Annotated in this window: 11 protein-coding genes; 4 read left to right on the forward strand and 7 right to left on the reverse strand. The window is 64.0% G+C overall.

The features are described 5' to 3' along the window. Nucleotides 1–12 precede the first annotated feature (12 nt). Nucleotides 13–1,803, reverse strand: a complete 1,791-nt coding sequence (locus tag AC57BR_RS02370) for an NAD(P)/FAD-dependent oxidoreductase (protein ID WP_496358169.1) — start codon at nucleotides 1,801–1,803, stop codon at nucleotides 13–15. 194 nt (nucleotides 1,804–1,997) lie between these two features. On the opposite strand from AC57BR_RS02370, the gene AC57BR_RS02375 reads away from it, so the two are divergent. After that, a complete protein-coding gene (locus AC57BR_RS02375; protein WP_496358170.1) occupies nucleotides 1,998–3,323 on the forward strand; it encodes a helix-turn-helix domain-containing protein in 1,326 nt (441 codons plus the stop codon). 24 nt (nucleotides 3,324–3,347) lie between these two features. Here the strand turns inward: AC57BR_RS02375 and AC57BR_RS02380 are convergent, their stop codons facing one another. The 3 genes from AC57BR_RS02380 to AC57BR_RS02390 all read right to left on the reverse strand — a co-directional run bounded on the left by AC57BR_RS02380 (nucleotide 3,348) and on the right by AC57BR_RS02390 (nucleotide 7,007). Further along, nucleotides 3,348–3,794 carry a PKD domain-containing protein gene (locus AC57BR_RS02380; protein WP_496358171.1) on the reverse strand — a complete coding sequence of 149 codons (447 nt, stop codon included), beginning with the start codon at nucleotides 3,792–3,794 and terminating at the stop codon, nucleotides 3,348–3,350. Nucleotides 3,795–4,291: 497 nt separating this feature from the next. After that, nucleotides 4,292–4,966 carry a DUF6318 family protein gene (locus AC57BR_RS02385; RefSeq protein WP_496358172.1) on the reverse strand — a complete coding sequence of 225 codons (675 nt, stop codon included), beginning with the start codon at nucleotides 4,964–4,966 and terminating at the stop codon, nucleotides 4,292–4,294. 229 nt (nucleotides 4,967–5,195) lie between these two features. Further along, nucleotides 5,196–7,007, reverse strand: a complete 1,812-nt coding sequence (locus AC57BR_RS02390) for a purine-cytosine permease family protein (protein ID WP_496358173.1) — start codon at nucleotides 7,005–7,007, stop codon at nucleotides 5,196–5,198. 204 nt (nucleotides 7,008–7,211) lie between these two features. Here AC57BR_RS02390 and AC57BR_RS02395 point away from each other — a divergent pair, with 204 nt between their 5' ends. Both AC57BR_RS02395 and AC57BR_RS02400 read left to right on the forward strand, forming a co-directional pair. Continuing rightward, on the forward strand, nucleotides 7,212–7,646 hold the full coding sequence (locus AC57BR_RS02395) for a pyridoxamine 5'-phosphate oxidase family protein (RefSeq protein ID WP_496358174.1): 435 nt from the start codon (nucleotides 7,212–7,214) through the stop codon (nucleotides 7,644–7,646). Between the two features lie 26 nt (nucleotides 7,647–7,672). Then, nucleotides 7,673–8,098 (forward strand): very short patch repair endonuclease, encoded by a 426-nt coding sequence (locus tag AC57BR_RS02400; protein WP_496358175.1) that lies wholly within the window; start codon nucleotides 7,673–7,675, stop codon nucleotides 8,096–8,098. A gap of 21 nt (nucleotides 8,099–8,119) precedes the next feature. Here the strand turns inward: AC57BR_RS02400 and AC57BR_RS02405 are convergent, their stop codons facing one another. Further along, nucleotides 8,120–8,875 carry a response regulator transcription factor gene (locus AC57BR_RS02405; protein ID WP_496358176.1) on the reverse strand — a complete coding sequence of 252 codons (756 nt, stop codon included), beginning with the start codon at nucleotides 8,873–8,875 and terminating at the stop codon, nucleotides 8,120–8,122. 101 nt (nucleotides 8,876–8,976) lie between these two features. On the opposite strand from AC57BR_RS02405, the gene AC57BR_RS02410 reads away from it, so the two are divergent. Next, a complete protein-coding gene (locus AC57BR_RS02410) occupies nucleotides 8,977–10,668 on the forward strand; it encodes a sensor histidine kinase (RefSeq protein WP_496358177.1) in 1,692 nt (563 codons plus the stop codon). 9 nt (nucleotides 10,669–10,677) lie between these two features. On the opposite strand, the gene AC57BR_RS02415 is transcribed toward AC57BR_RS02410, so the two are convergent. After that, complete coding sequence (locus tag AC57BR_RS02415; RefSeq protein WP_496358178.1) at nucleotides 10,678–11,226, reverse strand: TetR/AcrR family transcriptional regulator; 549 nt, start codon at nucleotides 11,224–11,226, stop codon at nucleotides 10,678–10,680. Between the two features lie 236 nt (nucleotides 11,227–11,462). Continuing rightward, nucleotides 11,463–12,746 carry a 5-methylcytosine restriction system specificity protein McrC gene (locus AC57BR_RS02420; protein ID WP_496358280.1) on the reverse strand — a complete coding sequence of 428 codons (1,284 nt, stop codon included), beginning with the start codon at nucleotides 12,744–12,746 and terminating at the stop codon, nucleotides 11,463–11,465. Nucleotides 12,747–12,776 lie beyond the last annotated feature (30 nt).

Below are 12,776 nucleotides of genomic sequence, written 5' to 3' on the forward strand. Positions count from 1 at the left end.
GGCGTGCCCCTTTCAGCGGGTGTGGTGGGATGGCTGCAGCTCGTACACCGGGGTGGGAAGGCCTTCCAACCTGGCCTTGAGCTGCAGCGCCAGGTATGTGGAGTAGTGCCTGCTCTGGTGAAGATTGCCGCCGTGGATCCAGAGGTTCTCCACGTTCGTGGGCTTCCACATGTTGCGCAGTTCCCCTTCCCACGGGCCAGGGTCCTTGGGCGTATCCGAGCCGAATCCCCAGCACTTGCCTACCGCGTCCGCCACCTCGGGCGAGACGAGATCGGCGAGCCAGCCGTTCATCGAGCCGTAGCCGGTGGCGTAAATGATCACGTCGGCTTCCAGCTCAGTGCCGTTATCGAGGACGACGGCGTTGCCCGTGATCTTATCGATCTGGCCGTTGGCGAGTTTCACCCTGCCGTCGATGATCAGCTGCGAAGCGCCGACGTCGATGTAGTAACCGGAACCACGCCGCAGGTACTTCAGGAAGAGCCCGGAACCGTCGACGCCGAAGTCAAGGTCGAAGCCGGCCGCCTCAAGCTGGGAGTAGAAGTCGGCGTCACGCCGCGCCATCTCCTGGTAGACCGGGATCTGTGCATCCGGCAGGATCCGGTACGGCAGCGAAGCGAACAGCAGATCGGCTTTTTCGGTCGTGACGCCGTTGGCCAGGGCCCTTTCCGAATAAAGGTCGCCGAGTGCAAGGTCCATGAGCGACTCGCTGCGGGCGATGTGCGTGGAGGAGCGCTGGACCATGGTGACGTCGGCACCGTGCTCCCAGAGATCGGCGCAGATGTCGTGGGCTGAGTTGTTGGACCCGATAACTACAGCTTTCTTGCCCGTCCAGTCCCCGCCGCCCGGGTGCTTGGACGAGTGGTACTGCTCGCCCAGGAACGACTCGGCGCCGTCGAACTTGGGAACGTTGGGGTAGCCGGAAACGCCCAGCGCGAAGACGAGCTGCTTCGGGCGCAAGGTGACAGGTTCGCCGTCGCGGACCACACTGACTTCCCACTCGCGGGCATCCTCGTCCCAGCGTGCGTTGGTGCATTCGGTGCTGGACCAGTAGTTCAGCTCCATGATCCGGGTGTAGTACTCCAACCAGTCGCCGATCTTGTCCTTGGCGGCGAAGACGGGCCAGTCGTCGGGGAACTTCATGTACGGCAGGTGGTCGTACCAGACGGGGTCGTGCAGGTGCAGGGACTTGTAGCGGTTCCGCCACGAGTCACCCGGCCGCGCGTTCTTCTCGATGATGATGGTTGGAACGCCAAGCCGGCGGAGCCGGGCGCCGAGTCCGATGCCGCCCTGGCCGCCGCCGATGATCACGGTGTAGGGCTGCTCCTCGTAGCCAAGCTTGGCAGCCTGCTCCTCCTTGAGTTCAAGCCAGGACCTTCGGCCTTTCTCGATGCGGTGGGCCACGCCCTGCTCGCGGTTGGGACCTTTCTTCTCGTCGAATCCCTTGAGTTCCTGCATGGTGGTGAGCAGGGTCCAGCACTTGCCGTTGCGAAGGCGCAGGTGGGCGTAGCCGCGGGCCTGCGCGGTTTCGAATGTCACCCAGGCCTCGGTGCTGGCAGCATCGCCGGTGGCGTCCTCGGCGAGCGCCCAGTTATGCGGCCCGACGTCGTTGAGGGTCGCATCGAGCATTCGCCTGATGCTGTCCTTGCCTTCCATGGTCTTGAGGTTCCAGGTGAAGGACACGAAGTCGCGCCAATACGACTCTTCGTCGAACAACTCAATCGCCGCTGCGGTGTCCTTCGTGCGCAGCGCCTCGTCGAACTGCTCCAGCCAGCTGGCGACGATGCCGTTTGGTGTCTCGGGCATGATTCCTCTTTCCTTTGATGACCCGACCGTGTGTTGGCCTGGTGTCACGTTGCCGATGCCGGGGCAGGCACCCCCACCCGCCTCCGTGACCCGCATCACAAGTAAAAGCCGCGGAGGGTTACAATCGGGTTGCACGTTTTCGTCCTGTGATGGGCGGTCGGGGCACGATTCAATGGCGAGTTGGGAGGATGGGTATGCCGAAGTCTGATGCTGCCGCCCAGGCGCGCGACCTCCGCTTCACTTCGCCCCTCGAGTACGCCCGGGCGCTACGACAGGCGCATGAAGCCACCATTTCCGGACGCCCGGATCCGTACATCACCCCGTCACTCATGAGCTCCTGGCAGCGGTCCCTGGCGCTGGGCATTGATCCCGACCGGCACCGTCCCGTCCACCGCCACGACGTCAGCGAAGCCCGTCGGCTGGGCGCCGACCACCGCCTGGCAGCGGTGATGCCGGCACTGACCCAGCTGATTGCCGACGAGACGACGGGTGGGCGGCACCTTCTCATTGTCACGGACCACCTCGGCGAGGTTCTTTGGCGGATTGGGAGCAGGCATGCGCTGCGGCAGGCGGATTCCTTGGAGTTCGTGGAGGGCGCCGACTGGTCCGAGTCCGGGGTGGGGACCAACGCCATCAGCGAGGCCCTGGTCACCGGCACCCCGGCTCAGCTGTTCTCCGCGGAGCACCTCGTCCGCACGCACCATGACTGGGCCTGCACCGCGGCACCGATCCGGGATCCGTTCACGGGCGACATCCTGGGCGTCCTGGATGTCTCCGGCCCGATCGAATCCGTGACGCCGGACAGCCTGCGGATGGTGCGGTGCGGTGTCCGGCTGGCCGAGGAACTGCTAAAGTCCGCTGGCGCGCCAACGATCGGCGCAGTGCCCGGGCGGCCACCCGCGACTCCGGCAGCACGGACCAGCCGCTCGGCCCATACGTTGACCCTGCGGATATTGGGTGACAGGCCCACTGCAGAGATCGACGGCGGTGCGCCGCTTGCGCTCACCCTGCGCCGTGCCGAAATCCTGGCGCTGCTCGCCTCCCGGTCCAGTGGCTGGAGCGGGGAGGAACTGGCGTTCGAGCTGTACGGTGAGGACGGCGCCGCCGCATCCGTCCGGACTGAGATGCACCGGATTCGCGGGCTACTTGGAACCGTTGTGGAACCCAATCCGTACCGGTTCACCGCTGGGGTGAAGGTCGAGACCGACGCGTCCAAGGTGGCCACCCACCTGCGCGCGGGGCGCGTGGCCGACGCGCTGACGTTATATCCCGCGAAGCTCCTGACCCGTTCGGCCAACTTCGCCATTGAACTCATGCGGGATGAACTCAACGAGGCCGTGGGTGCATCGGTGCGCGCCAGCGGTGAGGCTGATCTGGTCCTGCGGTGGTGCTCCACGGAAATGGGCGCGACCGATTCCGCTGCTGCTGCCGTGGTTGAGCGAGTGGTCGGGGCGGCTGACCCACGCTTTCAATTGCTGCGGGCCAGGATGGCGCGGATGGATCGCGAGCTGCGGGCGTAAGCTCACCGGACCTGTTCTAGGATTCTAGGGAGCCGCGCCAGGGCAGCCTTCGCCGCGCGGGTTTGTGTTGCAGTCGTCGGCATAATTGCGGGTGACCGAGCGCCACACGCTCACAGTCTGGGGCGCAGAACTGAACTGACCCTGATTGGGGATTGGCAGGTCCGGCCCGCCGTTCACCGAGTAGGTTCCCTGGAAGTACGTGGTGAGGACGACATTGAAGTCGCCGGTCGCGGCGTAGGCGTGGCTGGTCCGGGTCTTCTCACCCCACCGGTCCTGCGGGAGCGGGCCGCCCATGGTGGTCGTGGGGCCGAGCGACGTGCCGTCACCGTAGTCCCAACGGTATTGGACAGGTTTAGCGATGATGTGAATTTTTTGGGCCAGGATGGTGATGTCGAATGGCTGCTCTGTGGCTTTGCCGTAGAAGTTGGTCTCGGCACCCCGGAGAGTGTGCGGGCTAGGTTGAGCGGTCAACTTTCCGGGGGCGACTGGAAGGCTATCGAATGCCCTCTGGATAAGAGCGGCGATTCGGGGCAGAAGGTCTTCGGGGTTCCTGTCGTAGAGGCACGTGGGGCCGCCGCCATTGCCCTGCCAGTCGGTCCAGGCTGGATTCTCTACCTCCCGCGGGGCAACCTTCCAAATCACTGGGACGCCAGGCTTACCATCGGCTCTTGGTGGGCACGGGCGTTGGCCAGCCAAGCAATCGATGGCCAAGTTCCCGTCGTCCACCTGGCACTGCGGAAATGCGTTGTATTGGTTGGGGTCGTTACTGACGTAGCCAGGCGGGGCGGGAAGGAATTCATCTGTCGCCTCGTCGCGTACCCAACCATCTACAATGATGCCCGCTTCACCATAGTCGACGGAACCGCCGTAATCGTCGTCAAATGCATGAGCTTGCTGCTGCAGGCTAAACGCTAGAGCTGCGGCAAGAGTCACGGAAATAGTCGCCCTAAGGCTCATTTCGTCACCGGCTACTGAATAAGGTGGAGGTCGGAAACAGCCCAATGGCCATCGGCATATTTCGCTACAACCACAGAAGCAGTATTCGAGCCAGGAGCAGGACTCCTTCCGACGCTTTTATTTGCTTTGTAGTAGTACGTTTTCTCCTGAATCACCTGCACCACAACCTGCTGACTTGCCGCCCCCGGCTTGAACCTCGCCTCGACGGACGGAGCAGAAAGGCGGCCGCCAGCCTGCCAACGCCCCTCCTTGTAGCCGACTGCGACACTGTTTTTGAGCAGGTTGCAAAACTCACAGGAAGTCGAAGTTAGCTTTGCCCAAGATGACAAGTCACCGGTCTCGAAGCCGTAATTCAGCAAGGCGTACCAGTATTTGGCAAACGCCTCCAGCCCCTCCTTTGTATTCTTATCTGCAAGGGCTGGCTTCACGGGCACGGGGACGTTCTGCGCCCTCCCCTTGGCGTCGGCCGGCTTGTACACCGGCGTCGGTTCCGGTGTGGCGGCGGCGCTTGGCGTGGCAGAGGCCGACCCGGAACCTGACGCAGCTGGCGACGCGACGGCCGAGGCAGTTGGACCGGCCTGGGGGTCGCCTCCACCGCTGCAGCCGGTGAGCGCAAGGACGGACACAGCAACGGCGGAAATCACAGGCAGACGGAGGCGTTCAGAAATGCAGGTACGAGAAGTCATGCGCTAATCCCCCCGGATAGGTTTCAAGACATCTGTGTCCGAACAATGATTAAAGGGTAACTGAGATCACACATTCCGGCTCAAAGTTATCCACAGCCACTTCAACGCCCAAGCGAACCGTCGAGGTGCGATGGAACACGCACAAAGCGGGTCCGGTGAGAATCTCACCGGACCCGCTTCAGTCCCCCACTGCGCCGTCATCATGGCGCTGCTCAGGCTCTACACAGCACTACCCCCGGGGCTGCGCCGGTTGGAGGGGCTGCGCTGGTTGGAGAGCCGCTGGTTGGAGCGGCTGCGCCGGAAGGACCAACTCCCCCGTCTTATCCGTCGACAAAGCGAGCGACGAAACGTACTGGGGTTCGCCGTCGGGCCCGTCCTGGGCGGAACGCACCATGTCCGGGCGTTCGAACTCAATCCCGGTCACGTGGCAGAGCAGTTTTGCATCGCTGGGGTTTCCGTCGGCGTCGAACATCGGCAGGTCAATGCCGTCGTCCGTGCGGCGCAGGTAGTACCTGCCCTTGGTCAGGACGGCCAGAACCGGCGGCAGTACGAGCGCCAGGCCCACCGCGAAAATCGGCGAGTACGGCTGGATTCCGGAACCAAAGGCACCGAAGAACACCGCGATGGACACCCCGGCGGAAGCCAGCATGGACACAAACCCCACCGGGTTCACGGCGTGCAGCATGCCGCGCCGGAATTCGGGGGTCTTGGGTGAGATCTTCAGCAGGTATTTGTTGATGGCGATGTCCGAGGCCACCGTGACCACCCAGGCCATGGCGCAGTTGGCATAGAAGCCCAGAATCGTGTTGAGGAAGTCGAACATGTTGGCTTCCATCAGGATCAAAGCGATCAGCAGGTTCACCGCGACGAACACCATGCGCCCCGGGTAGGTCTTGGTCACCCGGGTGAAGCTGTTGGTCCACGCCAGCGAGCCGGAGTAGGCGTTGGTGACGTTGATCTTGATCTGGGAAATGACCACCAGCACCACGGCCAGGCTCATCGCCAGCCATGCCGGCATCATCTCCTCATAGACACCGAGGAACTGGTGCACCGGCTCATTCGCAGTGGCCGAGGCTGCAGGATCCAGCTTGGCGATCAGGTAGACGGCGATGAACATGCCCACGATCTGCTTGATGGCACCGAACAGTACCCAGCCCGGCCCGGCAAGGATCACTGCACGCCACCACGCGCCTTTGTTGTCGGCGGTTTTAGGCGGCATGAAGCGCAGGTAGTCGATCTGCTCCGCGATCTGCGCCATCAGCGACAGGCAGACGCCTGCGGCCAGCATGACCGAGGCCAGGTTGGTTCCTCCAGCACCGGAATTCCCCGTGTAGGCGAAGAAGTCATCGATGCTGCCGGGGTGGGATACCAGCAGATAGCCGACGGGAACCACCATGAGCAGCAGCCACAGGGGCGTGGTCCACACCTGGAGTTTGGCCAGCGTGTTCATCCCGTAAATGACCAGCGGAATGATGATGATCGTGGACGCGGCGTAACCAAGCCATTGTGGAATTCCCAGCCCCAGTTCGAGGCCCTGCGCCATGATCGACCCTTCGAGCGCAAAGAAGATAAATGTGAAAGTCGCAAAGATCACGTTCGTCACCACGGAGCCGTAATACCCGAACCCGGAACCGCGGGTAATCAGGTCCAAATCGATGTTGTACCGGGCCGCATAATAGGCGAGCGGAAAACCCGTCGCGAAGATAATCACGGCGGCCACCACAATTCCGAGAATTGCGTTCACCGTGCCGTAGGCAATCCCGATATTCGCCCCGATCGAGAAATCAGCCAGGTAGGCAATGCCTCCCAGCGCACTCGTCGCCACCACGCCGGCGCTCCACTTGCGGTAAGAACGCGGTGCGAACCTGAGCGTGTAATCCTCCAGGCTTTCCTTCGTGGCGCTCAAGGCGTCCGCGTTGCCGGTGCCCGTGTTGCCAGCCGCCCGCGGCCGCTTGCTTTCCAGCCCGACGGCGGCACGTCCGACGCCGGCACCGCCGCCCGGGCTATCCAACAGTTCGCTGTCCTTCAGGTCATTAGTCATTAGGCATCCGCTTTCGTCTCCGGTTTGTCCTTGCCGACGCTAGTCACACCGTGCGACAGCCCGATTCCGGGGGTATTACAGCGGTGTAAAGTGTCCTACGCACCGGTCAAACGCTGCTTTGGCCAGCGGCGGAGCACCGAGCTTACTGGGAAAATCTGCCCATACCCCTATCGTTTTTCTACAAGCTGTAGAAGAATGGAGCACATGATGTTCAACCACACCGACGGCGATCCCATCCTGGTCCTCGACGAAGAGCAGTGCTGGCAGCTTCTGGAGGGCACCCGGCACGGCCGTTTGGTGGTCACCGTGGCGGGAGAGCCGGATATCTTCCCCGTCAACTACGTGACGAGCCGGAGGAAGCTGTACTTCCGCACAGCGCCGGGCAACAAGCTCGCCCAGGTGACCATCAACGACAGGGTCCTGTTCGAGACGGACGGCATCATGTCGGACCAGGCGTGGTCAGTGGTGCTCCGCGGCACGGCCCGCGTCCTGAGCAAATCAGCGGAGATTGCCGAGGCCGAAGAGCTGGGGCTCGCGTCCTGGGTCCCCACGCTGAAGGACTTCTACGTGGAGATCGATCCCGGCTCCGTGAGCGGCCGGCACTTCCAGTTTGGCGAGCAGCCGGAGCGCGATTTCTAGCAAGGCCGCCGGCCTAGACTGGAAACATGGCGGACCGGCTGACACCTGAGCAGCGCAGCTGGAACATGTCCCGGATCCGGGGCAAGAACACCAAGCCTGAACTGCTGGTGCGGAGCCTCCTGCACGCCAAGGGCTACCGGTACCGCCTCCACGGCGCCTCGCGCGGCGTCAAGCTGCCCGGGAACCCGGACCTCGTCTTCGCAGGCCGGCGCAAGGTCATCTTCGTCAACGGCTGCTTCTGGCACTTCCACGACTGCAAGGTGGGCCAGCACGCCCCGAAGGCCAACGCCGAATTTTGGGAAACGAAACGCACCCGCACACGGGACCGCGACGCCAGCCAGCGCCGGCAGCTCGAAAACGACGGCTGGGAGGTACTCACCGTCTGGGAGTGCGAACTCAGGGACCTGTCCGCCGTCGAGAAACAGCTGGAGCTGTTCCTCGCAGCGGGCTGACCCAATTACGCGGGGCTCAGCTCAGTTCTCAGCCGGAGCCAGCCGGTAGCCCACGCCGCGGACAGTCTGCAGCCAGCGCGGATTCTGCGCCGAATCACCGAGTTTTTTGCGCAGGTTGCCCATGTGCACCTCAACAGACCGCTCGTCCGCCTCGCTGATGTAACTTCCGACGTCGTACGGTTCGTCCCGCAGTCGGCGCACCAGATCCGCTTTGGTACGGACCATGCGGCCCGCCTCGAGCAGGGCATGCAGCAGGTCGAACTCGGTGCGGGTCAGGCTCAGCTCCTGGCCGTCAACGGCCACGGTCCGGGAGTCATAGCTCAGGTCGAGGCCGTTGTGGGTGTACTTCCGCCCCTCGTTCGCGGCGGCGCCAGGCGAGCCGGCCTCTTCGGCGAGATCCGGCGTCGAACGCGGACGCCGCATCATGGCCGCAACGCGGGCGCGCAGCTCACGCGGGCGGAACGGTTTGGTGAGGTAATCGTCGGCGCCTGACTCAAGGCCGATCAGGGTGTCCAGCTCTTCTGCACGGGCAGTAAGCATGACGATGTAGGCGTCGGAGAACTGGCGGATCTGCCGCGCGACCTCGAAGCCGTCGATGTCCGGCAGTCCCAGGTCGAGCGTGATGACCGCAGGGTCCAGTTCCTTGGCGGCCAGAACGCCCTCGGCTCCGCTGCTCGCGGCGCGCACCTCAAAACCGGCCTGCGTCAGAACAACGCGAACCAATTCGCGAATATCGTGATCATCCTCGATGACCAGTCCCACGCGTGTATCACCCATCGCAGCCCCCTCAGCCCGCTACATCCCGTCTGCAGTATAGCTCCCGGCGGATATCCTGCTCCTATGCGTTTCTCACGCCGCGTCCAGATGGACCATCGCCCATGAGCAGTATCGCCTGGAAAGACTCCTCCGGCCGGATCCTGCTCTTCCGGCGGCCCTTCCACGAGTACTCCCTGCGGGGCAGGGTGATGCTGAGCCAAATGCCGCTTTCCGTGACGGCAGGAATCACAGCTTTTCTTATTCTGGCGTTCTTTCCTGAGACGCTGCTCAATCCCCTTTTCATCAGTTTTCTGCTGTCACAGGCAGTCATACTGATCCTTTGCTATGCCGTACCTTGGCACCGGCTGCCCTATCCGTCTTTCCTGGTGATCCCACTTTTGGACCTGGTGTCGATATGTCTGGGCAGGGAAGGCGGCCAGGACAGCCTGACGGGGATCAGCCTCATGGCGGTTTTTCCGGTCATCTGGCTCTGCGCTTCCGGGCTGTTCCCCAAAGCCGCGGTGGCACTGTCCTTCTTCGCTCCCTTGGGGATCATCTGGGTGCCGCTGTTTCTCCGGGGCGCTGTCTCCGGCCAGGACCTGGCGCGCTCCTTCCTGCTGCCGGTGATGATGCTGGGCGTCGGCGTTACCGTGTCCGTCATGACGCTCAGCATGGTCCGGCAACAGCGGGACCTCGAGGAGCAGCAGCGGGACCTGGAAGAAAAGGACTCCCAGCTCCGCGTCGTGCTGACCGGAAGCAAACGCCAGGAGCGGCTGCTGAACACGGTCTTGGACACGGTGCATTTGGGCGTCCTGGCCATCGATGCGCAGGGCCACGACATCCTGATGAACCGCAAGCAGCGCAAGCATCACCAACTGGCTTCGCCGCCTACCATCGATGACCCCAACGAGTCCCAGCTCCTGGTGTTTTCCGCCGACCGGACCACACTGGTCCCCGTCGACCAGCGGCCGGTCCGGCGCGCGGTCCTCGGCGAGGAATTCACCGACTACCTGGTGTGGCTCGGAGCGGGCCCCGAACAGCGCGCCATCTCCACCAGCGCGAGGCCGATGAAGGACCAGGACGGGAATTTCGCCGGCTCCGTCATCGTGTTCAGCGACGTGACCGAGCTGGTCAACGCCCTGGCCGCCAAGGACGATTTCGTCTCCAACGTCTCCCACGAATTCCGCACACCACTCACGTCGATTCTTGGTTACGTCGAGCTTCTGCTGGACGACGACGACGATCTCACCGACTCCCAGCGTGGCCCCCTGGAAATCATCCGGCGGAACTCGGAGCGGCTGCTCACGCTGGTCTCAGACCTGTTGTCCAGCCGCAACGGCCAGTTGCTCGTCACGCCCGAGGCAGTGAACGTGGCCGAACTGGTGCGCAGCAGCGTCACCGCCGCCCTGCCGCGCGCCGCCGAATCGGGCATCCGGCTGCGCGCCGACGCACCGGACAGGCTTGAGGCCCACATCGATGCCGCGCGCATCTCCCAGGTGCTGGACAACCTCGTTTCCAATGCCATCAAGTACTCGCCCGACGGCGGCGACGTGATGGTGTCGCTGCGGTCCGAGGACGGCCACATGGTATGCAGCGTGAGCGATACGGGCATGGGGATGAGCCAGCAGGACCAGGAGGAGGTTTTCGCCAAATTCTTCCGCTCCGCAGCAGTCCGCAATTCTGCGATTCCCGGCGTCGGGCTGGGGCTGTCCATCAGCAAGGCCATTGTGGAAGCCCACGGGGGCCGCGTCTCACTCCGCAGCGAAGTGGGGAAAGGCACCACGTTCACGTTTGCCGTGCCGGTGCAGAACTGATTTGTCGGCTTACGCCCGGTGGTCCTCGATCAGCCAGCCGGCCAGCCGGCGCGCCCGCTGGGCCGCCTGAAGGTCGCCCTCCGCCGCGGAGATGATCGAGCCCTTCATCAGGATGTGCCAGGAACGGGAAAAATCGTCAGTCCGCTGCAGCCCGGCCTCGTCCGCGAGCTGCTTTACATGACCGCGGATCCGGGCGAGGTAATCAATGCTGGCCTGTCCCAGCGGATGCGAGGCTCCCATCTCCAGCAGCACGTTGATGAAGGAACAGGCCTCAAAGTCCGTGCGGTGGAACCAGTCCGAGAAGACATCGAAAATGGCCAGCAGCTGCTGCTCGGGAGTGTCCGCCCGGCGCCGCGCCTCCCCCATGATGGCGTTGACCGTCCATACCTGGTCGCGCTTCGCCAGGAACGCCAGCACGAGCTCGTCCTTGGAAGCGAAGTAGCGGTAGAACGTGGCCTTTGCGACGCCGGAACAGCTGATGAGTTCGTTGATGCCGACGTCCCGGACGCCACGGCTGGCGAAGAGGTCATAGGCCGCGTCAACGATTCGTTCGCGCATTCTGGAAGCACCGGACGCCGCAATCTCCTCGCCATGCAACGTGTTTCCCGAATTCAGGGGGTTACCCGCTGTGGCGGCCGGCTGCGGTCCAGTCTGAAGCCCTCCGAAAGACACTCTCCCGGCGCTCCACGGCTTAGAGCTGGGTACCTCTGCCATTACGAACAGTCTATCCCAAACAGCAAGACAGACCTGTCTGTCTCGGGATGTTGTTCTCACAGGTCAATGCAGCGTCAGGATTAGCGGCCCAGGCTCGCCTGGCGCACCACTTCTCCCCAGGACTGCTCGGCAAGGTCGGCAACCGCTGCCAGGATCTCCGACGGCGGCCGCGAAAGATCCAGCGGAAACTCCACAATGTCGATGTCGGTGTTCAGGATCCGCCGCAGCTTCACCTCACCCGCCCCGGCGTACACCAGCCAGGCCGTGGGCACCCGCAAAGCCGTGCAGTAGGCCAGCATCTGGAAGTGGTCCGCCGAAAGCGACGCACCCTGGTCGGTACCGGCCCGGTACTGCGCGTCGTACACCACCACCGGACGGCCGCCCAGCAGGTGCACGGCATCCGGGCGGACGGTCAGCCGGTCAGAGTCCCGGACTGCCTCGTTCAGCATCGCGTTGTACTGCAGCCTCATCTCGCCGGGGAAGGCCGCCATGGCCCGGCGCAAGGCCGCGCCGACGAAGTCCTCGAAGACCTTCCCCATGTCGACGACGAAGGATGCCGTCTGCTGCTTGCCCTCCCCCGCCTCGGCGGAAGCATTGCGCAGGACCACCTCGGCAAGCCGCAAGGCGCCGTGATATCGCACGTTCATCCGGCTGGCCTGCCACGGCGGTAGCGGAGCGCCGGCGTGGAGGCGGGTGACGCCGTCGAGCTTTCCCTTCAGCTGCCGCAGGCGGCTCAGCACATCGGGGCGCACTCCCGGGACGCGGGACATGCGGTCGAGGGCGGCACGCAGGATCCGGTTTTCCGGGATGTCCTCGGTGAACTCGTCGTAGGACACCTCCAGCGGCACGAGCATCCCGGGCCGACGCGAGATCTGGTCGGAAATGCGGATGCGGCCCTTGACCGTCCGGAGCGAATCATCGACCGTGACGTAGCCCTGCAGGACACCGCGCTGCAGGGCGCGTTCGGCGAGCTGCACCAGTGACACCGCCAGGGCGCTCCACAGCTCGGCATCTTCGTCGGCCGCCACGGTGTCGTCGCGGAAGCCCTGGTCCCCGGCATAGCTCAGCAGGAATAGCAGCCGGCTCAGCCCGAGCCGGTCCTTGGGCCGCACGTCGAGCTGCACCAGCGGAGTGCGCACCGACCCCACCATGCCGACGGGTTCGATCCGGAACAGCCCCATGCCCATCGGCGACGCCTTGGCCAGGCCGCTCGAGTTCAGGAAGGCGGCGCTGTCCGGGTCGAGCTTCTCCACGGTGCCGCCGGAAAGCTCGTCCAAGACGATGTGCCGTAGTGCCGGCGCGGAGCCAAGTCTGCCTGCCGGACGCGCGGAGCCCGCCGCCGCAGTGGAGCCGGCCGCCGTCATGGAGCCCGCCGCCGCAGTGGACCTGGCGGC

Source organism: Arthrobacter sp. BGA-UO-ETr-C19 (genome assembly GCF_059568005.1).

Excerpts from the sequence above, each read along its gene's own strand:
- AC57BR_RS02385 (WP_496358172.1), bottom strand. The coding sequence starts at position 4,966 with ATGACTTCTCGTACCTGCATTTCTGAACGCCTCCGTCTGCCTGTGATT.
- AC57BR_RS02370 (WP_496358169.1), bottom strand. The coding sequence starts at position 1,803 with ATGCCCGAGACACCAAACGGCATCGTCGCCAGCTGGCTGGAGCAGTTC.
- AC57BR_RS02390 (WP_496358173.1), bottom strand. The coding sequence starts at position 7,007 with ATGACTAATGACCTGAAGGACAGCGAACTGTTGGATAGCCCGGGCGGC.
- AC57BR_RS02375 (WP_496358170.1), top strand. The coding sequence starts at position 1,998 with ATGCCGAAGTCTGATGCTGCCGCCCAGGCGCGCGACCTCCGCTTCACT.
- AC57BR_RS02415 (WP_496358178.1), bottom strand. The coding sequence starts at position 11,226 with ATGCGCGAACGAATCGTTGACGCGGCCTATGACCTCTTCGCCAGCCGT.
- AC57BR_RS02410 (WP_496358177.1), top strand. The coding sequence starts at position 8,977 with ATGAGCAGTATCGCCTGGAAAGACTCCTCCGGCCGGATCCTGCTCTTC.
- AC57BR_RS02405 (WP_496358176.1), bottom strand. The coding sequence starts at position 8,875 with ATGGGTGATACACGCGTGGGACTGGTCATCGAGGATGATCACGATATT.
- AC57BR_RS02400 (WP_496358175.1), top strand. The coding sequence starts at position 7,673 with ATGGCGGACCGGCTGACACCTGAGCAGCGCAGCTGGAACATGTCCCGG.
- AC57BR_RS02420 (WP_496358280.1), bottom strand. The coding sequence starts at position 12,746 with ATGACGGCGGCCGGCTCCACTGCGGCGGCGGGCTCCGCGCGTCCGGCA.
- AC57BR_RS02395 (WP_496358174.1), top strand. The coding sequence starts at position 7,212 with ATGATGTTCAACCACACCGACGGCGATCCCATCCTGGTCCTCGACGAA.